The 20,618-nt window shown below is 59.6% G+C and carries 11 protein-coding genes; 2 read left to right on the forward strand and 9 right to left on the reverse strand.

What is annotated here, in order from left to right; translation table 11 throughout:
- Positions 1-39: 39 nt before the first annotated feature.
- The 8 genes from ACEXKH_RS05145 to bilR form a co-directional block, all read right to left on the reverse strand.
- Positions 40-7,332: a Spy0128 family protein gene (locus tag ACEXKH_RS05145; protein ID WP_373573326.1), complete on the reverse strand. Its 7,293-nt coding sequence runs from the start codon at positions 7,330-7,332 to the stop codon at positions 40-42.
- A gap of 708 nt (positions 7,333-8,040) precedes the next feature.
- Positions 8,041-8,382 (reverse strand): 4Fe-4S dicluster domain-containing protein, encoded by a 342-nt coding sequence (locus tag ACEXKH_RS05150; protein WP_373573327.1) that lies wholly within the window; start codon positions 8,380-8,382, stop codon positions 8,041-8,043.
- Between the two features lie 7 nt (positions 8,383-8,389).
- Positions 8,390-9,478: a hydrogenase large subunit gene (locus ACEXKH_RS05155; protein WP_373573328.1), complete on the reverse strand. Its 1,089-nt coding sequence runs from the start codon at positions 9,476-9,478 to the stop codon at positions 8,390-8,392.
- Between the two features lie 5 nt (positions 9,479-9,483).
- Positions 9,484-10,188 (reverse strand): NADH-quinone oxidoreductase subunit C, encoded by a 705-nt coding sequence (locus ACEXKH_RS05160; RefSeq protein WP_373573329.1) that lies wholly within the window; start codon positions 10,186-10,188, stop codon positions 9,484-9,486.
- On the reverse strand, positions 10,188-10,769 hold the full coding sequence (locus tag ACEXKH_RS05165; RefSeq protein WP_373573330.1) for an NADH-quinone oxidoreductase subunit B family protein: 582 nt from the start codon (positions 10,767-10,769) through the stop codon (positions 10,188-10,190). The genes ACEXKH_RS05160 and ACEXKH_RS05165 overlap by 1 nt, the downstream gene beginning before the upstream one ends.
- Before the next feature lie 12 nt (positions 10,770-10,781).
- Positions 10,782-13,664 carry a proton-conducting transporter transmembrane domain-containing protein gene (locus ACEXKH_RS05170; protein WP_373573331.1) on the reverse strand — a complete coding sequence of 961 codons (2,883 nt, stop codon included), beginning with the start codon at positions 13,662-13,664 and terminating at the stop codon, positions 10,782-10,784.
- 181 nt (positions 13,665-13,845) lie between these two features.
- Entirely contained in the window at positions 13,846-14,241 is a 396-nt protein-coding gene (locus tag ACEXKH_RS05175) for a helix-turn-helix domain-containing protein (protein WP_373573332.1), read from the reverse strand.
- Between the two features lie 447 nt (positions 14,242-14,688).
- Positions 14,689-16,719: a bilirubin reductase, long form gene (bilR, locus tag ACEXKH_RS05180; RefSeq protein ID WP_373573333.1), complete on the reverse strand. Its 2,031-nt coding sequence runs from the start codon at positions 16,717-16,719 to the stop codon at positions 14,689-14,691.
- Positions 16,720-17,570: 851 nt separating this feature from the next.
- On the opposite strand from bilR, the gene ACEXKH_RS05185 reads away from it, so the two are divergent.
- The gene (locus tag ACEXKH_RS05185; protein ID WP_373573334.1) at positions 17,571-18,863 is read left to right on the forward strand and encodes a tyrosine-type recombinase/integrase; all 1,293 of its coding nucleotides are present in this window, start codon (positions 17,571-17,573) and stop codon (positions 18,861-18,863) included.
- A 1-nt stretch (position 18,864) separates the two neighbouring features.
- On the opposite strand, the gene ACEXKH_RS05190 is transcribed toward ACEXKH_RS05185, so the two are convergent.
- The gene (locus ACEXKH_RS05190) at positions 18,865-20,295 is read right to left on the reverse strand and encodes a hypothetical protein (RefSeq protein ID WP_373573335.1); all 1,431 of its coding nucleotides are present in this window, start codon (positions 20,293-20,295) and stop codon (positions 18,865-18,867) included.
- Between the two features lie 116 nt (positions 20,296-20,411).
- Between ACEXKH_RS05190 and ACEXKH_RS05195 the strand changes: the two genes are divergently transcribed.
- Positions 20,412-20,618: a hypothetical protein gene (locus ACEXKH_RS05195; RefSeq protein ID WP_373573336.1), complete on the forward strand. Its 207-nt coding sequence runs from the start codon at positions 20,412-20,414 to the stop codon at positions 20,616-20,618.

The raw sequence follows: 20,618 nt of genomic DNA on the forward strand, positions 1-20,618 counted from the left end.
CCGCCCGGGGCCTTTTGGCCCCGGGCGCTGCCAGCGTGCCTAGCGCTTACGGATACCCCAGACCAGGGCTCCGACGCCGACCATGGCAATGACGAATGCCATGAGCAGTGCGGCGGCCTGCTGGTCACCCGTGGTGGGCAGGAAACCCTTGACCGTCTTGACGATGTTCGTCACGGTCTTGGGCGTGCCGGAATCGGGCGTCGGTACGGGCGTCTCGGGCTTCTTGTACGTGTTGTTGAACACGATACCCTCGACGCTCTTGTCGCCCTTGGCAAAGGCGACGCTCGCCTTGAGGTTGCCCTCGCCGTCATCGACCACGCTGACGGTCGCGGTAAAGACGGACTTGTCGTAGGTCATACCGGCCTCGTCGCCCTTGACCTCGCTGATGGTGTAGACGTACGTACCGGGCTTGTCGTACTCGAACTTGTCGAAGTTGATCTTGCCGTCGGCATCGTTGGTGACGGTGGACTCAACGTCCTCGCCAACGAGCTTAAAGCTGAACTCGTCCTTCTTGAGCTCGCGTCCCTCGAGCACCTTGATGGCGCCGATGGAAACCTGCGTGGGCATGGCGTGATACTTGTTGGTAAAGCCAGCCGACTCGGTGGTTCCCTCGAGCTTGTGCGTCGCGGTCAGCGTGCCGTCGCCGTTGTCGGAGACGGTGGTCGCGACGGTGTAGGTCGTGCCGTCATAAGTGACGCCCTTGTACAGGCCGAGCGCGTTGGGGCAGGCCTCGCGCAGCGTGTACGTGTGCGTGCCGGGCGCCTCGTAGTGGATCGGGCTCAGCGTAACGGTGCCGTTGGCGTCGTTGGTGCCGCTAGCGACAACCACGCCGTCCTCGAGCAGCTCAAACGTGAACTCGCCAGCTGCAAGGTCGCGGCCGGTCAGACGCTTGACCGTCTTGACCTGATCGGTCATGGAAGAATCGGTGGGCGCCACGCTGTACGTGTTGGTGAACGTGAAGGCGGCACCGTCGTCGCCGTTGCGCACGACTTTCAGATGTCCGGCGCCGTCGTCAGTCACGGTGTAGGAAACCTTGCGCGTGGCGTTGGCATCGTTGGCCACGCCAGGGGCGCTACCGGACTCGGTCACCGTATAGGTAAAGGTGTGCGAGCGCGGAGCGGTAACGACGGGCTTGGACTCGGCGTTGGCATCGGCCTCGTCAGCGTCAACCTCGGCCTTGTCGGCGTTGGCCTCAGCGTCGCTCGATGCATCGCCAGAAGCGTTGGCCGTCACGCCCAGGGCGCGGTTAAGGTCGTCGAGTGTAAAGTGGATCTTGCCAAAGTCCACGTTGCCGGCCGCGTCGTTGGCCGCGGTCGTGCGCTCGGGCATCGGGGCGCCAGCCTCGTCGGCAGTCACGGTAAAGGTGAACTTGCCCGCAATGTCGCCCGGGGTCAGGCCCTCGGCAGCCTGGAGCTTCTTAGTGCCGGCGAGTGCGGCATCGACGGCCTCGGCGCCGTAGACGTTCTCGAACACGGGCTCGGCGCCGGCATAGTCGGGCGATGCCGTCAGGGTGCCGTCGCCGTTGTCGACGACGATGACCTTAAAGCTAAAGCTCGACTTCGCGGCGGTAATGCCCTGGTCGGCCAGCAAGTTCGTGTACTCAAAGGCCGTGTAGTTGATGGTCCACGCGAGCTTGGCATCCGTGTCGGTGCGGATGGCGCGGTTGGCGCTTACCAGGTTGGCAAGCATCTCGGTGTCGTAATGCAGCGCGCCAAAGCTCACCTGGCCGTTAATGTTGGTAACGCACGTACCCTCGATGGCTTCCGTCTCGCCCGCGTAGGCGATGCCAAAGTAGAACTCGCCGTTGACCATCGGACGACCGGTCAGCTTCTTGGTGGCAACAATCTGGGCAGCTTCGCCACCAGTCGTATTGGTCGTGGCGCTATAGCTGTTTTCGAACGGGACCACGGCGCTCTCGACCTTGTTCTCGCCGCTCTTGTGGATCGTCTCATGCGTGCCCTCGGGGCCGGAGACAGTCGTCGTAGCGGTAAGCGTTCCGGCACCATCGTCGGCAACAGCGATCGTCACGGTGCGCTCGGCATCGTCGTAGGTGTAGCCGGGCTTGCCGTCGTTCTTCTCCGCCACGGTGTATGTGAAGGTCTTGCCGGCGTCAGCCTGCGTAAACTTGACCTCATGGCCAGCCAGAATGTCAATCAAGCCGACCGTTCCCTCTGCCGTCGCAGGGGACTTGAACGTGTTGGCGCCCTCATGCAAGCCGAGCGCATTGGCCGAAGCCTCGTCGGCGGGCGTCACAGTAAAGGTGAACTGGCCCTCGGTCATGGGACGGCCGGAGAGGGTCTTGCTGAGCTTGAGGCCGCCGGCCGCGGCGTAATCGAGCTCAGAGCGATACGTGTTGGTAAAGCGTCCGTTTTCCTTCTTAGTGACGTTGGCGGTCAGGTTGCCCTCGCCGTTCTCGGTCACGGTCACTTCGGCGGTCGCGACATTGTCGTCGTACTTCATGCCGGCCGCGTTACCCACGTTCTCGCGGATCTCGTACTTGTAGGTTCCGGCAGCGGCGTAGTGGATCTTGCCGAACTTGATGGCGGCGATGCCGTCCTTCGCGTCCTTCTTGCTCACGGTTATGGTTGCGGGATCGGGCAGCGGGGTGCCTTCGGGGGCGGTGATGGTAAAGCTAAACTCGTCCCCATCCGTCCAGTCGCGGCCGTCAATGGCCTTGCTCAGATCAAAATCGAGCTCGGCATCGATCGGGGTCACGCTGTAGGTGTTCTTGAAGATCGCAGCCTCGGCGTTCTTCATAACATGCTGGGCACTGAGCGTGCCGTCGCCGTTATCGGTGATGGTCGTCTCGATGGTGAACTTGGCGTCACTGTAGGTAATGCCCTTGCTAGTGGTTCCACCGTTGACCTCGCGCAGCGTGTAGGTGTGGGCACCGGGTTTGTCATACTTCACGGCGCCCATCTTGATGTTGCCGTCGGCATCGTTCTTGCCGGTGGCGACGACCTTGGCGTCCTCGCCCTCGACGAGCTGGAAGGAGAACTCGCCGTCCTTGAGCTCGCGCCCGGTCAGGGACTTGGTAGCGGTGATCTCGTCGGTGACGCTAAACTCTCCGGCGTTCGGCTTGTAGGAATTCTCGAACTCAGCAGCCTTGGCTTCCTTCAGCTCGTGCTTCGCCACGAGCTTGCCCTTGCCGTTATCGGTGATCGTAGTCACGACGGTGTAGGTCTTGTCGTCGTAGGTGATGCCGTTGCCTTCGGCGCCCTTAACCTCGCGCAGGATATAGGTGTGCTCGCCGGCCTTGTCGTAGGTGATTTTGTCCATGACGATCTTGCCGTCGGCGCCGTTCTTGCCAGTGGCGACGACCTTGTCGCCCTCGACGAGCTCGAAGGAGAACTCACCGGCGGTCATGTCGCGCCCGGTCAGGGACTTGGTCGCGGTGATCTGATCGGTGACGCTGGAGTTCACGGGGGTCACGGTGTAGGCGTTCTCGAAGATCGCTTCCTCGACGCCCTGCAGCTTGTGCTCAACCGTAAGCTTGCCGTTGCCATCGTCGGTGACGGTAGTCACGATGGTGTACTCAGCGGTGCTGTAGGTAATACCGTTGTCGGAGTCGCCCTTGACCTCGCGCAGTGTGTAGGTGTGCTCGCCGGCCTCGGTGTACTCGATGGGGCTCATCATAATCATGCCACCGGCGTTATTGGTGCCGATCGCGACGATGTCGTCGCCCTCGACCAACTCGAAGGAGAACTCGTTGTCCTTGAGGTCGCGTCCGGTCAGGGTCTTGGTCGCCTTGATCTGGTCGGTCACGCTCGACTCGTTCGGGGCAGTATTGTACTTGTTCTGGAAGAGTGCCAGCTCGGTGCCCTCGAGCGTATGGGTCACCTTAAGCGTGCCGTCGCCGTTGTCGATGACGCTCGTCTTGATGGTGTAATTCGTCTTATCGTACGTGATCCCATTGCTCAGCCCCGCCTCGTTGGGGAGCTTCTCGCGCAGCGTGTAGGTGTGATTGCCAGGCTTATCGTAAGTGATTTTGCCCATGACGATCGTGCCGTCAGCCGCATTGGTGCCAGTGACAACGATATCGTTACCCTCGACAAGCTCGAAGGAGAACTCGCCGGCAGCAAGCTTGCGCCCGGTCAGGACCTTGGTCGCAATGATCTGGTCGGTGACGCTTGAGCTCTCGGAGGTCAGGCCGTAAGAATTCTTGAACTCAGCAGGCTTGTCACCCTTCAGAACATGATGGACATCGAGCGTGCCATCGCCATTGTCCGTAACCGTGGTCACGATGGTGTAGGTCGTGCCGTCGTAGGTGATGCCATTGCTCTTGGTTCCGCCGTGGACCTCGCGCAGCGTGTAAGTGTGCTCGCCGGGCTCGGTGTACTCGATGGGACTCATCGCAATCATGCCGTCGTAGCTGTTCTTGCCAGTGGCGACGACCTCATCGCCCTCGACGAGCTCGAACTCGAACTCACCGGGCTTAAGGGTGCGGCCGGCCAGGGACTTGTACGCGGTGATCTTGTGAGTGACGCTGGAACTCTTGGGCTTCACGGTATAAGAGTTCTTAAACTCAATCTTCTTGCCGCTATCGGCGCCCTTTAACTTATGCGTGGCCACCAGCTGGCCCTTACCGTTGTCGGCAATGGTCGTCACGACGGTGTATACCGTGCCGTCGTAGGTGACGCCGCCGGCATTGCCCTTGACCTCGCTCAGCGTATAGGTGTGCTCGCCAGCCTCGGTGTACTCGATGGGGCTGAACACAACGTTGCCGTTGGCGTCATTCTTGACGGTCTCGATAAGCTCAGAGTCCTCGCCCTTGATCTCGCGCAACTCAAAGCTAAACTCGCCGTCCTTGAGATCGTGCCCTGTCAGGACCTTGGTAACCTTGATCTTGCTGGTGACGCTGGACTCAACGGAATCTGTAGCGTAAGTGTTTACGAACTCAGTCTCGCCCGAGGTCACCTTCACGGCAGCGCTGAGCTCGCCCTTTGCGTTGGGCGTTACCGTCACGGTGATCTCCGCAACGTTATCGCTGTAGGTGATACCGTCGATAGCTTGGCCAGCGTTCTTCTCGCGGACCTCATAGGTGTACTCGCCCGGCTCGGCATAAGTAATCTTGCCAAAGTTAATGGCTGCCTTGCCCTTGTCGAGATCGGCATTGGTCACAGTTACGGTCGCGGGGTCGGGCATCGGGGCATTGTTGTCGGACGTCGCGGAGAGCTCAAACTCAAACGCATCCGTATCCGCCCACTTGCGGCCCTCGAGCACCTTGGTCAGACCAAAGTCAGTCTTGGTATCCACCGTTGTCGGCTTGGTTGCAAGGCTAAAGACGATCTTGCCGTTGTTGCCCAGGCGCGAATGCACGTGCGTGGAAGTCGCAACGGAGGAAAGGTCATTCCACGTGGGGTTAAGCACGTCACTCGCGGTCTTGGTGTTGTTGCCGCCCACGTCGTCCTTGTTGGTATGCAGTTGGTCAATATAGGCCAAACGCGCGGTTCCCTTATTAAAGGACCAGTAGCCGCCCTCATTGACCAGAGCGCCGTCGCAGCTGGCAATCTCGTGACCTTCAAACGCCACAACGGCATAGTCGTTCTTTGGCTTGCCGTTTGCGTCCATCGCCACAAACTCGTCCTTGTAGTAATAGACGTCGTTGCCCTGCGGCTTTACCGTCGTGCGCTGGGTGCATGCCTCGTCCGTGTAGATAGGCGTGACCTTTTGGAAGTAATAGTAGCTGTTGGTCTTGGCAGGCTCAAACTCGGCGACGACATCGCCCAGCTCGCCGCCCGACCACTTGTTGGCCAGGAAGGAGACCGTCTGGTTGTCGGCGTCCTTGTGAGTGCCGATATACTCCTCGAGTTCCTTATCGGGCGTAAATAGGTTGTTGCGCGCTTCGCCCTTGACGCTCGAGGTGTATTTAACCTGAATAGGCTTGATGTCATTGAGCGACGTGTGCTCAAAAATCCCCTTTTCCATGTCCACGTGATAGCGGATCAGCGGAATCAGCGATGCGGGAATCTTAACCGTCACGATATCGCCCTGCTGCGCGTCGTCAGAATGCACGACGGTGATGACCAGGTCCTTGGCAATGTCCGAAAACTCGTACGTGTCCACGCTGCCCTTGGCGGTCTTCTTGGTGGTCTTGGTTGCCTCGCCAAAGGTGGCGCCATTAATCTGAGCGCTGATAAACGCATCGACCTGCATAAAGTCGCCCAGCTCATCACTAAAGGTGATGTAGCCGGACTTGTGAGCATAGCCGTCCTCTGTCTGGGTGGGATAGCCCTTGCCCGAGGTGATAGAGCTCGAGATGTCATCAAATACCTTCTTGAGCTCATCGGCGTTCGACGCAGCCTTGTAGAAGTCGGAATTCTCGGCGCGTTTACCAAGCTCATTGGTTATGTAGGACGTGGCGTTTGGATAGTTGCTTGACACGGCGTGCATGAACCTGTTTTCTATGCTTGCCTTGCTAATGGCCTGATCCGGGTTTGCGCCGCTAAAGATGCCGATGGTGTAGATGGTAGCGCCTTTATCTTTCATGGTCTTGGCGGCATTAACGGCATCATCAGCGACATCGGACTCAAAACCATTAGAACTTGTAGGAGAGCCGTCGGTAAAGAACACAACGACCTTCTGGGCATCCTTGCGACCCGACATGTCACGAGCAAGCTCAAGGCCGTAATCAGCCCGCGTGGCGCCGGCGGGCTTGATGAGACTGACCGTTTTCTTAAGTTCCGTCGCATTAAGTTCCGTCGCAGCGTTATCGACACACGGCGTCAGGCTCTTCATAACCTGCGAATAGTTGTGCGTGTATCCCCAACGATCGCGATACGTATCGTTGCCGGTCTCTTTTTTCTTTCTACCCGAGAACTTAACGATGGCAACCTGATGCTGTTTGGAAGCATCCTCAATCTTTGCGTTCTGCTCGGCGATGGTGTCGATAAAGGAACTGGCAGCCGCCTTGAGCGCATCGATGCGTTTGGTCGAATCGCTGCCGCCCATGTCATCATCCATCGACCCGGAGGCATCGAGCACCATCACGATATCGAGCGGTTTAGTGACCAGCGACGTTGTATCAGAAGTCGAAGATATCGTGGAAAGCGTCGTCACAAAGTCGGACTTTTCGTCCTGCGCGGGCTCGACCGTCTTGTCCGTCCAGATTCGGCCTACATAACGTGTCGTCTGGTCCTGCTCGCCGCCCGACGCCCAGTATTGCCAACGGCTGGTGGTGTCAGGATCGACTATCTTATTGCTCACCGTCGGTCCGTCCATTCCGGTGCTGGACCTGGCGTTGGCCTCGGGCAGCATGGCAAATGCTGCAGCCGGCAACACCAGCACTACGGCCAGTATCACCGCCAAGAGGCCCCTCGTGTACTTACTCATCGCGTCTCCCTTCTCGCGGTCTTAGACCTTGCATCAGCCTAAAGTTACGAAATGAGACACAATTTGGGCAGGTGACACACGTTCCAGATTCAGTTTTGAGCGTGAGACAAATGTCTCACCAAAGTTGAGACATGAGGGTTTTCGCAGGAAAACGGGTGCGACCAAAGATAGACGGGCCAAAATGGCCCAACTTCCTCCATCATTAGAGGGTTAGTTAATAGCTCTCTCGCACGAAACCGGCCCATCTACTACGTTTGACCCGATACCCCCAAACACAACCGCGTTTTACAAAAAACCGCAGGCGTTCTACCTGCGGTTTTCTTTTCGCGTTGATCTCCGTGTTCGGAGGTAGGCGCCCAAAAGTAGTAGATGGGCCCATTTCGTGCCGGACGGGTTACGCGACAGCCCTCGCAAGGCCAAAATGATCCGTTTCCCTCTGTCCATGGGAGATCAAGGGATGTTACGGCTATGGCGGCATTTCAAAACTATGCCGGATTACGGGGCTAAAGTCGGAACCCTCATCCATACCTCCATTTTTTGAGAAACGGCAGGCTATCTACCTGCGGTTTTGTTTTTGCGATTTTCTATATGGTCGGAGGTTCGCCATCCAGCCCCGTAATCCGGCATAGTTTTGATCGCGGCGGCCCAACCGCGCGTTCACGCGCGGGGCCGGTGGGGCATTTTTGCCCCACCGGCCCCATCCCAGCGCTACTCCGGCTTGGTTTCTACCGTGGGAGTCTTGTCCGCCGCAACCGGAGTACGGGCGGTGTCCATGCTCAGGCAGTGCTTGGGGCAGCTCTCGATGCACTCGCCGCACACCACGCAGGCAAACGGGTCGATCGACCACGTTCCGCCCTTGCGATCGACCGCGAGCGCGCCCGCCGGGCAACGCCGCGCGCACATGCCGCAGCAGATGCACACGTCCATGTCGTTGACGATATGCCCGCGCAGGCGCTCGGGTGCCGTCATCTCCTCCTGCGGGTAGCACACCGTAACCGGCTGCCTGACCATAGAACCCAAGGCCGTCTTGGCAAATGTCAGCAAACTCATGCCGCGCCTACCTTTCCGTGCAGCTTATGCAGGGGTCGATGGTCAGGATAATCATGGGCACGTTGGCAAGGAGCACGCCCTGCAGCGCATGCGTCAGACCCGCCAGATTTTGCGACGTCGGCGTTCGCACGCGAAAACGGTCCAGGTTCTTGGTGCCGTCGCCACGCACATAGTAGTACGCCTCGCCGCGCGGCTGCTCAATCACAACCTCGCCGCGCGCGCCGTCGGCCGGCGTGAGCTTGGTGCGCCCGCCAATGCCGTCGTGCGGAATCTTGCCCACAAGCTCCTTGATGATGTCCATGGCCTGCGTGACCTCGGCGCAACGCACCTGACAGCGGGCATAGCAGTCGCCGTCGCTAGCAACGATAGGCTCAAACGCAGCCAGATCCGCATAGGCACCGTCGCCGAACGCGCGCACGTCGTAATCCACACCCGAGGCGCGCCCAAACGGGCCGACCATCGACAGATCCAGCGCGTCCTTTTTGCTAATCACGCCCACGCCATGCAGGCGCTCGCCGCAGCTGTCGTCGTCCAAAAACGTATGCACCAGGGCCTCGTAGTCGGGACGCATGGCATCGAGCGTCTGAACAATACCCGCCAGCTCGGAGTCCTCGATGTCGTGCTTAAGGCCGCCGACCTCGTTGATCGACAGAATCACGCGGCCGCCGCAGGTGCTCTCAAAGATCTTGAGGATCTGCTCGCGCAGGGTCCACGAACGATAGAACAGCGCCTCGAAGCCAAAGGCATCGGCGAGCAGGCCCAGCCACAGCAGGTGCGAGTGGATGCGCGAAAGCTCATGCAAAATGGTGCGGATATACTGCACGCGGCCGGACACCTCGATGTCGAGCATGCGCTCGCAGGCGCTGGCATAGCCGCAGCTGTGGCCCACGGCGCAGATGCCGCAGATGCGCTCGGCGATGTAGCCAAACTGATGCATGTCGCGCTTTTCGGTGAGCTTCTCGAGTCCGCGGTGCACAAAGCCGATCTGCGGAATTGCCTCGATAACGCGGTCGTCCTCGATCACCAGGTCCAGATGAAGCGGCTCGGGCAGCACTGGATGCTGCGGGCCAAACGGAATAACGGAGCGATGTGCCATGGACCTTACGCCTCCTTTTTCTGCTTGTCGCGGGCGGCCTTGGCGGCAAGCGCCGCGCGGACCTTGGCTGCTTTATCGGGATCCATGGCGGCGAGCTTTGCTTCCAGCTCGGCGGCTTTGAGCGCGGCCTTGGCAGCGGCATCGTCATGCTGAGTATCGGAGCCGGCAGCCGCAGCGGGCTGGGCAGCGGCACCCGCGGTATCGCCGGCACCCGCGGCGCCCTCCCCCGCAGCGGCGGCCTTCTCGGCCGCGGCCTTGCGCGCCTTAGCCTCGGCGGCGGCGCGGACCTTCATGGCCTTCTCGCGCGCAGCTTTCACCTCGGGCGTGATCACGCTCATGGGCTCGGCGGTCGAGACCTGGTAGAAAAAGCCGTTGAAGTCGACCTGCATGTCGGTGATGGCAAGGCCAAATAGGTCGTGCGCCTCGTTCTCAAACGGGAACACCGCCGGATAATACGAGCTGATGGACGGAATCTCCTGGTACTGGTCGATACCCTCGACCACCAGGTTCTCAATCGCATAGTTTCCGTCCCGCGCGATCTGCACTTGCGCAGCGCGGACGTTGATAAACGTATAGACCAAGCGATACGATCCGTCGTCCACACAGCGCTCGGCATGCATCTGTACAAAACGTGCGCCGGCACCCTTGAGCGCCTGCACGTGCGCCAGGAGCTCATCGATCCCGACGGTGGTATAGATTGCCTTTTGCATTACTTGGCCTCCTTTGCAGCGGCGGGCGCACCGTCAGCCGTGCCTGCGTCGACACCGGCCCCGGCCTCAGCCGCAGCCACAAACCCGTCCTCGCCCAGCTCAACGCCACCGTCCCAGGTTGCGGCACCGCCCACGGTGAGCGGGTCACCGCCAGCACGCATCACGGCCTCCTTCTGGTCCAGGATGCCGCACGCCTCCACAATGGCATCGATTACGGTCTCGGGACGAATGGCGCACCCGGGCGCGTACACGTCCACGGGAATCGCGCGGTCCACGCCGCCGATCACGTTGTAGGCATCGCGGAACACGCCGCCCGAGCACGCGCAGATGCCGCACGCCACCACGCACTTGGGCTCGAGCATCTGGTTGTAGATCTGGCGCACGACGGGCAGGTTCTGCGCGTTGACCGAACCCGTCACCAAAAAGATATCCGCATGCTTGGGGTTGCCGGTATTGACCACGCCAAAGCGCTCCGCATCGAACAGCGGCGTGAGCGAGGCCAGCACCTCAATATCGCATCCGTTGCAGCTCGAGCCGTCGTAATGAATAACCCACGGCGAGCGCGACATTTTATGATCCATGGATGCCGCCTCCTAAATAAACACGTCGACGAGGATGGGCATAAGGTTGAGCAGGCCAAACACCAGCGCCACGCCCCATCCGAGCTTAAAGCAGCTGCGCCAGGTGCTGCGCGCGAAGGTGTTGTCGATCAGGACCTCGACAAAGTACGTCGCGGCCATCACGACCAGGGCGACCACCCAGCTCACCGGGTTGTCCCAAACAAAGAACATGCCCACCCACATCAAAAACAGCACGGTCTCGCACCAGTGCATAAGGGTCATCTTGGCCAGCGTGCCGCCGCTCATCTCGGTGGCGACGCCCTGGACGATCTCCTGATGCGCGTGATGCGAGTACGAAAGGTCAAACGGCGACTTGCGCAACTTGATGGTAAGCACCGCGAGCAGCGCGAGGAAAATGGGCGCGCTGTACACGATGATGGGGGCCGACTGCCCCGTCACGGCGATGGAATCGAAGCTGTCGGTGGCAAGGTACAGGCCCACGCTCATCAGCAGAACGGCAGGCTCGTAACTCATAACCTGCAGCAGCTCGCGGTCGGCGCCGACCTGGGCAAACGGGCTTTGCGTCGAGGCGGACGCCAGCACCACAAAGATCGCGGCGAGCGTCACCATAAAGGCGCACAGCAGCGTGTTGGAGCCCGACACAAAGATGCCGCCGCCCACGACGGTAAAGATGAGCGCGCACGCCATATAGGTATCGTCCATGGTATTTACGCTGGCGGGGGCCTTGCGCAGCAGCTTGGCAACGTCGTAGAAGGGCTGCAGCAGGCGCGGGCCCACGCGGCCCTGCATACGGGCGGACAGCTTGCGATCGATGCCGTCGATCAGGCCACCAACCAAAGGCGCCAGCAAGGCAAACGCCACGGTGCCAATAAAAATGCCCACGACGCCCGAACCTTCAAAATACTTGCCGCGCAGCACCGAAGGCGCGCTCATGGCAAGCCGCTCGGGCCCAATCCACGCGCAACACAGCAGCGCAAACAAGATAATGCTGCAGCACACGACGCTACCCGCGGGGCCGATGCGCTTCTCGCCAAGGGCGTCCTCCGAGTACCAATTGCGCTTTTCGGCCTTCACCTCGCGTCCCATCGAGCCGCGGAAATGGCGGTAATTGTCGGTTCCCACACCCGAAAGATATACGTTTACGTGCGGTTTGTTGCTCACGCGGAATGAAGTCAGCAGCACCACGGCGATAAAAGCCACGATAACCACCATCAGATACATGGCATCCTTGCCAATAACGTACGGCACGCGGCCAAACACCATGGCCAAGTAAGGCGACACCAGGCCGCTCGAGATGAGCGGGAACGCCACGCAGCACAGAATCAGCAGCGCGGCGATGGTGTTGAGGGCTATCCATTCGGTCTTATGGACATTGACCTCAACGTTTTGAGCCGTCGGGTCGACGCCCGAAAGCTTGGCAAGCCACTTGCCCCAGAAGTAAAACGTCGCGGCCGAGCCAAAGGCAAGCACCATGATCATGAGCACGTTGCCGGTCTGCGCGAACGCCACCAGGGCGCCCCACTTGGACACGAGCATGCCAAACGGCGCGACGAACATACCCATGATGCCCAGCATCATCAGGCGCGTCAGGTGCGGCATGCGGCTGAACATACCGTCCATGTCCTCGATATTGCGGCTGCCGATATGATGCTCGGCCGTGCCCACGCACAGGAACAGCAGCGACTTTGCCACCGTGTGGAACAGGATCAGGAAGATGGCGGCCCACACGGCCTCGGGCGCGCCGACACCCAGGCAGGCACTGATGAGGCCCAAGTTGGAAATGGTGGAGTACGCGAGCACGCGTTTGGCGTTGCTCTGCGAGATGGCCATGAGGGCAGCGAGCAAAAACGTGATGGCACCCACACTCGTGACCATAAAGCCAGTCACGGGATAGATGGCATAGAGCGGGCTCAGCTTGACCATCAGGAACACGCCGGCTTTGACCATGGTTGACGAGTGCAGCAGGGCGCTCGTGGGCGTGGGGGCAACCATGGCACCCAGCAGCCAAGTATGGAACGGCATCTGTGCGGCCTTGGTGAGTGCGGCGAGCGACAGCAGGATGACCGGCATCACCAGCAGCGCGGACTGCGCGGTTCCGGCGCCGGAAAGCTCGATCATGCCCGAGATGGTCAGCGGCATGCCGTTAACGTGCAGGTATATGAGTCCGGCCAAAAACGCGATGCCGCCCAGCATGTTGAGGATGATCTGGGTGAAGGCGTTCTTGATGGCCTCGGGCGTGCGCGTGTAGCCAATCATGAGGAACGAGCACACGGTGGTGATTTCCCAGCCGCAGAACAACCACTCAAGGTTGTCGCTCGTCACGATGACGAACATGGCCGAGAGGAACAGGAACATAAGCGCCAGGAACTGCGGGCGTCGGTCGGGCGCAGTCTGCCCGCGCAGCGCAGCCTCGTGCTCGTCATGGGCCTGGAAGTCCTTCATGTAGCCCAGGGCATACACGCAGATAAGGCTGCCGACAATGCCGACGGCGAGCACCATGATCACGCTCATGTAATCCAGGTAGAGCGGCGTTGCCGTGACGGCTTCGGCCGCGGGCAGCGTCATGGCTGCAAAGGCGAGCGAGCCCACCAGCTGGACTATGCCGAGCACCGTGGTGAGCGCGTTCCTATATTTATACGCGTTGTATAGGATGACGGCGCACAGGATGACATCGATGGCGGAGCTGATGATCGAGAGCACATGCGAGGTGCCGGAGGCAACCTCAAAGCTCTGCGGGCCCGCGCCAAAAAACATGACGGCGACTACAACTGTCACCGCCATAATGATGCCGGAACCTATGAGCCCCACCGCATCGCGGGCGCGGTCACCGCGCGCGAGCAGCATGCCCAGCGCCGGTACCAGCGGAAACAGGGTAAGGAAATACAGTAGCGTCATACCATCACTCCCGCATGCAAAAACGCTGCAATTGTTTAACGTTATAGCTCAATTGAGGAGTAGCGGCGGCGGGTTTTCGGTCAACTGGGGAGTTTTGTACGTGCGGGGTAAGGAGTCTGTCCGCATTGGAGCAGAGGGGCGGCAAGAAAAATGCGCCCCTGTGGGCGCACCATCCCGTTCGCTATTCCGCCTTTTTAACGCGCGGCTTGCGGCCGCGCGGCTTATCGACCAGCGCGGACTCACCGCTCTCGCGATACTGGCGGCACCAAGCCTTGACCGAAGACTCACTGGGAATCTTGTACTTGATCATGGTCTCGCGAACCGTCAGACCGTTTTCCAGACGGTCCTTAACCACGGCGAGCTTTACGTCGTACGAATAGGTGTGATGACGAGCGCCCGCGTTGAGCACGGCGTCGGCACCACCCACGGCATATGCGCGGGCCCACTGACGAGCCGTGGCCTGGGGAATGCCAAGCTTTGCGGCGAGGGCGCGGTGACCGACCCCCTCTTGGAGGATCTCGACGGCGCGCTGCCTAACCTCGGGCGCATGCGTACGAGTCCTTATTGCTTCTGACATACCTGCCACTTCTTAGCCCTAAACGTTTACCTGTGTTCTTACGTGCATGTTAGATAGTAGCATTTTGCTGTTTGCTCAAAGCAGTTAATTAAAATAGACGCGGCATTATCTGGGCATTTGACACCTATTTACGGCGTTTCTTTATCGATTATTTACGCTGGTAGCTAGCTCGCAGCTAATCGTCATTCGTTTGCCAACAAAATTGGCATCTCTTTATGTCCTTTGGTCTAGAGGGAATAATTATTAACCCCTCCCCCAATAATTTTGAGCGGCCTGCAGGGCAGTGACGCCTCACTTCTCATGATTACCGCGCATTGCCATCCACCCGAGCAAAACAAAAAGGACGGGACCTGCTGCGCTTGCAGACCCCGCCCCGGTTGACACCCGATGGGACGCAGTCGGGCGAGGCAGGTCCGTGCTGCCGCCCCGCCTGGCCGCGATGTTCAACTACAGCTCGTTGGCCGCGTGATATGCCGTGCGGATGGCGCTCGCGATGTCGGCGGTGCGCTCGCCCGAGCAGTCGCCCACACAGGTCACGGGCACCGTCACGCCGTCCAGGTCAAACGCGTTGGCCTTGGAGCCCACGGCCATCACCACGTAATCGCAGGCAATCTTCACCGGCTCCTCGGCGCCGTCCTCGGTGGTGCGAACGGCCTCCACGCCCTCGTCGGTAATGGCGGTCAGGCGGGTCTTCACGTGCTGCTCAACGTTGTGCTCTGCAAAGTCGCTCATAATCAGCGGCAGAATGGTCTCGGACTCGCCCGCGGCAATCTTGTCGAGCATCTCGACGATCGCCACCTCGCAGCCGTGCTGCAGCAGGTACTCGGCAGTCTCGGTGCCCACCAGGCCACCGCCAATGACGGCGACGCGGCCCGTAAGCTCCACCTTGCCGGCCAGCACGTCCCAGCTCGAGACGACCTTGTCCGAATCGGCACCCGGAACGGGGATGACCACGTCGTGCGCGCCCACGGCCACAATCGCGGCGTCGGCGGCGTTGAGGTCCTCAGCGGTAGCGACGTGGTTGAGCTCAACCTTCACGCCCAGGCCAGGCAGAATCTTCTCGTAGTACTCGACCGAGCGCATGATCTCGTCCTTGCGCGGGGGTGCTGCCGCCAGCACAATCTGGCCGCCCAGATGATCACTCGCCTCATAGACGGTCACGTCGTAGCCGCGCTTGGCCGCCACGCGCGCGGCCTCCAGGCCGGCAATACCGCCGCCCACCACGGCAATCTTCTTGTCACCCTCGCCCGGCTTAATGGCGACGGTCGCCTCGTCGCCGTTCTCGGCGTTGAGCACGCACGAGATGTACTTGCGGTTTTGAATCGCGTCGACGCAGCCCTTGTTGCAGTTGAGGCACTCGCGGATGGGCTCGCCCGTAGCGGCCTTCAGCGCAATGTCGGGGTCGCACATGAGCGAGCGGCCATAGGCGATGATGTCGGCCGCGCCGTCTTCCAGAATCTTCTCGCCGGCCTCGACCGAGACAACACGGCCGACGGTTGCCACCGGCACGGAGACCAGGGCCTTGACGCGCTCGGCCACCGGCAGCGTCCAGTTGTAGGGCATGGCGCCCATGGGCGGAATGGTATCGCCCATGTTGCCGGTGTGGTTGGCCTGCGCGACCTGGATCATGTCGATGCCGGCGCCCTCGAGCAGCTTGGCAAACTCGCAGGCCTCGTCGGGCTGCAGGCCGCCCTTGCCGCGCGGCGTGCCGTCGGGGTTCTCCATGATCACGGGGAGTTTATACTCCACCATCAGCTGCGGCGCGGCCTCCTTAATGGCAGCGACGACCTCCAGCGCATAGCGAACGCGGTTCTCGAACGAGCCACCATACTCGTCGGTGCGCTGGTTGAGGATGGCCGAGCACAGCGAACCCACCAGGCGGTCGCCGTGGACCTCGATGGCGTCGATCCCGGCCTGCTGCGCGCGAGCGGCCGAGGCAGCGATGGCCTCCTTGATCTGGGTGAGCTGCTCTACGCTCGCCTCGTTCACAAAGTGCTGCATGTCGTGGTGCAGCTTGGCGTATGCCTGATTGCGGATCTCGTTGGACTCGGCCATCTTGGCGGCAAAGGTCTCCTCGTCGCCGGCGGCCTTGGCCTCCTGCGCGGCCTTGGCGGCGGCCATGGAGCCCATGACCATGCGGCCGACACCGGGCACGTCGTACTCGGGATGGAACAGCTGCAGCGCGACCTTGGCACCGTGCTTGTGAACGGTGTCGGCCAGCGCCTTAAACGTGGGGATCTGGGCGTCGGTCGCCAGCTTGGGCGTGGGGCTCGCGGTCATGACGGGAGCGACGTCGCCGATGACGATGTAGCTCACGCCGCCACGGGCCAGGCGCTCGTAAAAAGCCAGGCTGCGCTCGCCAATGGAACCGTCGCGCTCCTCGTAGCCGGTGGTCAGCGGCGGGAACATAATGCGGTTCTTGAGCTCAAGGGGGCCAACCGTAATGGGCTGGAGCAGCTTGGATGCAGGTGCGGTCATGGACATTCCTCTCTTGTAGGCGCGGCGGCGATGGTGCCGCGTAGTTGTCTAGAGGATATGACATGGGGGTACAGCAGCACAACGGAAATCGGCGGATAGCAGGTGGCGGCAGGTGGATGGGGCGGGGCGGGGCGTCGGTTTGTCTCAATCTGTAACAGTTACTCGGCAAAAACCGGGTCTTACTGTTACAGATAAAGATATTCATCTCGTCCCATCCTCAACAATCTAGATCTGTAACATCTAGACCCACTTTTGGCCTCCACCTGTTACAGATCGAGACAAACTAAACCCGTCTGCCAGAAAATCTCAATCTGTAACAACAACTCGGCAAAATCCGTCCCTCGTGTTACAGATTTAGATAAACACGACCCGACCCACCGGTATATCTCGATCTGTAACACCTAGCGGCTAAAAGTCGGTCTAGATGTTACAGATCGAGATCTTTGATTGAGAGGCCGAGAATTGGACCGAAAACACGGTCCCCAAATAAAAAAAGCTCGCCGGCTAGGCCGACGAGCTGCAAGTTCTTGGTCGCGGGGGCAGGATTTGAACCTACGACCTCCGGGTTATGAGCCCGTAGTTTCCAAACTATTTGACACTCTTTGATACCGCTTGACACCGTTATATGAGCAGGTAGATATGCATTTCTTCTAAAAACACCAAATAACGGTTCTGTTCAATTTCGACCAAAATTCGACCACTGAAAACTTGACTTCCGCCACTGCGTGGCATACGCTCGGAGCAGCGCACCCGAAGCGCCCGCTTCACGGGCCGCACGGGCGTGCTGCTCCGAGCGTATGCCACGCAGCCATGGAGTCACACTCGTATTCATCTGACCAAAGGATCGGCACATGAGCAGGCCTCTTGTCGTTGGTAAGGGAAGCGCCCTTAAAAGCAAGACGCAGAAAAACGTGTACTATATCAGGCACAACATGGGCAAAGACCCCATTACCGGCAAATATAGGTACTCACCTCGCCGAAAGGTCTACGCAAAGAACAAGTCGGAATTGAGAGCCGAGCTCGAAGCATATAAGGCTGAGCTCAATAGCGGACTCACCATCAAAGACCCCGATAAGACCGTATATCAGTACACCAAAGAGTTCCACGACGATCGCGTGGACGCCGAGACCATCAGCCCGCTTGCCCTTGACCGCGAAGAGCTTGAAATTAAGGAAATACAGGAGCTTTTCGGCAATTATCCCGTAAAGGACCTGAGGCCCCACATAATAAACGCCGGTTATGCTGAAGCCCGCAAAAGTGGAAGATTCTCCGAATCTGAGCTGCATAAAATCAGTGTAAAACTGAATCAGATTATGAAGGCCGCCATGCTTGACGACTTGATTGTCAAGAACCCCTGCGCCGGCACCGTCATCCCGCGGCCCAAAGGAAAAGAGAGGCAGGCTCTTTCCCTCGATGAAGCCCGGAGGCTTCTCTCCCTCCTCCTTTCACAGGAGATGGACTCCCACAGAATAGGCACTCTCTTGTTGCTCGATACCGGCATGCGCCGCGGAGAGATGCTCGGACTCAGATGGGGCGACGTCCATTTTGGCGACGGCTATGTCCGCATCGACGGACAGTATGCCGCCGACAAGCTGGTCAGAGACCCAAAGAGCTCAACGGGAAAAAGGTCCGTCTCTTTGAGCCCGCTTGCACTCGAGAGGCTCGCCGCCTGGCGCGAGCTTCAGCGCACGCTTCTCGCCGAAGTCGATCTCAAACAGACTTCCGGCACCCCGATTGTGCACACATTAGTCGATCCCCAAAGAAACACGAGGGCAAAAACTAAAGATGACAAAAAAGGAAAGAGGGGACCAGTCGCCATCGCGCACATGGACCCAAACTGCTTTTCGCGATGGTTCCGCGAATGGTGCTCGGACTATGGCTTTGGGCAGTTCAGAGAAATCACGCACTACATTGAGCGAGACGGAAAGATGTACGCTCGAGGTACAAAGTACTCCGGCCTGACTCCACACATGCTCAGGCACACGCAGGCAACGTTGCTGATCGGAGAGAACGTCGACATCAAAACCGTCAGCAGCCGCCTCGGGCACAGCACCGTCAAGCTCACGCTAGACACCTATGCACACGCAATTGCCGCCAAGGACCAGGCAGCCGCTAACACGATCGGCAACTTGCTTTCAAATTAAATCAGCCCTTCGCTTTCGGTGCGCTTCGCCTCGCGTTCGCTCTCTTCCTGCTGTTCCTGGCGTTCTTTGCTCTCGTGCAGTCCTGTGAACAGCATCGCGATTTGCCGTTTGCGGTGTCGGCGAACGGCCGGCCGCAGTGCTCGCATATTTTGACGACATCAACCGAATAACTCTTTGCAAGCGCGACCCAAAGGCGCGTAGCAGCATCGGGAACGCAAAGGTCGAAAGAAGAGCCGCGGCCATAATCGATGACGCCATTAGCCATCTGCGTCGGAGTCTGCCGCTTGGGCTCGAGGATTCTCCTCCACCTATAACCCGCGCAGCGCGAGAACCACTCCGTCATCTCCTGCACCAGATGCGAGGCAAGGGATTCCTCGGTCTTGAGAACGCGCTCGGAAGACTCGTCGAGCCCCCTGAGAGTATCACCAGGTACCCTTGCAACAAAAGACGGACCTGGAAAGTCAGTTTCTCCAACTGTCTCCATAAAGGACAATGTATCGTTCTTGCACCACCTGACAAACGAACGCTCGACCATGGCAGTCCCGGGCTCGATCCTTTCATTGATCACCGCCCACTTGCCACCGCGCTCAAGCCCGCCCACGAAGCTATCCCTAAACTCATGATCGCTAGGGATTTGCAGGTTGGTGAGAACCACATACGCGGTTTTATTTGCCTCAATGTTGCAGAAGCAATACACGCGCCAATAGGGATCCAAAACCCCCAGCGAAGACGGCGAACCCATCTCGACCGACGAAGCCAGAGAGGAGATCTTCATTGCCCCGGCGACCGAAAGCCAGGCATCAAGCGGTTCGTCGATTTCATAGGGACCGACTCTCCCCACAAAGCCAAACAAAGGACCGGTTACGCGCGCCGCGGCAGCGAATCTCTCCCGAGGGTCGATGTTGGAAGCCTTGTCACCGGGATGCGGCGCGTTGTCGACGCGACAAACCGGTGCCGGCACTTCTGACAGGGAGAGCAGCATTGCACCAACGCTTCCGTAATCTTCCAATTTACAAGACGGCAGAACGCCTTCCGGAAGACCGTCAAGAACCACGGAGCGAATCAGGCCGAAAGCAAGGTCCTTGTCCGCCCCCGGCGCGCCTGTTTCCACGCTCGACGGCCTGTTCGGCATACCGATTGACTCTTCGCGATAAGTGAAGCTCATGTGATCGCCAGCGTTCTCGCCCGCAACGTCCGGAACGAGACGACCGTTCTCGTGAAATTCAAGCCCGTCCTTCGTCTTATAGCCGACCTGAACCTGACCGGTCGCGGGATCAAGCGGCATAATCGGCCAATCTCGCCATTCATCTTCAGGCGGCAAAGACGGCTCCCCCTCCTCTACAACGCCGATAGCCCTTGGGTCCGATTCATCACTCTTGACATCGGTCAACAGCGTTTCAATCTTTTTTTTAAAAAAATTTATAAGCATCATCGCAGGTAAACCCCCGTAATAGGTTATGTAATACCCCGATTTATGCCCGCTGACGGCATGGTGTAGTCAAGGAGCAGCTCCCGCCCCACAGCACACCCACCGAAGGAGGCATACATATGGACGACAACGACACGCCCGGCATCCAGACGGGCCCGCTTCTCACCCGCGATGAGGTCGCGGACAAGTTGCATCTCACCCCCGATACCGCCGGCCAGCTCATCGCTCGCACCGGCATGGGCATCTACCTTTGCCGTCGCACGTACATTTATGAGCGCGATCTCAACGCTTTTCTCAGCGCCCTGCGCGGCAAGGGCGGCGAGTAG

Origin of the sequence: Collinsella aerofaciens ATCC 25986, from assembly GCF_964259375.1 — a bacterium.
Taxonomy (GTDB): domain Bacteria; phylum Actinomycetota; class Coriobacteriia; order Coriobacteriales; family Coriobacteriaceae; genus Collinsella; species Collinsella aerofaciens_BO.

Bases quoted from the DNA above. Each gene is read 5' to 3' on its own strand.
- ACEXKH_RS05145 (WP_373573326.1), bottom strand. From the start codon at position 7,332: ATGAGTAAGTACACGAGGGGCCTCTTGGCGGTGATACTGGCCGTAGTG.
- ACEXKH_RS05150 (WP_373573327.1), bottom strand. From the start codon at position 8,382: ATGAGTTTGCTGACATTTGCCAAGACGGCCTTGGGTTCTATGGTCAGG.
- ACEXKH_RS05155 (WP_373573328.1), bottom strand. From the start codon at position 9,478: ATGGCACATCGCTCCGTTATTCCGTTTGGCCCGCAGCATCCAGTGCTG.
- ACEXKH_RS05160 (WP_373573329.1), bottom strand. From the start codon at position 10,188: ATGCAAAAGGCAATCTATACCACCGTCGGGATCGATGAGCTCCTGGCG.
- ACEXKH_RS05165 (WP_373573330.1), bottom strand. From the start codon at position 10,769: ATGGATCATAAAATGTCGCGCTCGCCGTGGGTTATTCATTACGACGGC.
- ACEXKH_RS05170 (WP_373573331.1), bottom strand. From the start codon at position 13,664: ATGACGCTACTGTATTTCCTTACCCTGTTTCCGCTGGTACCGGCGCTG.
- ACEXKH_RS05175 (WP_373573332.1), bottom strand. From the start codon at position 14,241: ATGTCAGAAGCAATAAGGACTCGTACGCATGCGCCCGAGGTTAGGCAG.
- bilR (WP_373573333.1), bottom strand. From the start codon at position 16,719: ATGACCGCACCTGCATCCAAGCTGCTCCAGCCCATTACGGTTGGCCCC.
- ACEXKH_RS05185 (WP_373573334.1), top strand. From the start codon at position 17,571: ATGAGCAGGCCTCTTGTCGTTGGTAAGGGAAGCGCCCTTAAAAGCAAG.
- ACEXKH_RS05190 (WP_373573335.1), bottom strand. From the start codon at position 20,295: ATGATGCTTATAAATTTTTTTAAAAAAAAGATTGAAACGCTGTTGACC.
- ACEXKH_RS05195 (WP_373573336.1), top strand. From the start codon at position 20,412: ATGGACGACAACGACACGCCCGGCATCCAGACGGGCCCGCTTCTCACC.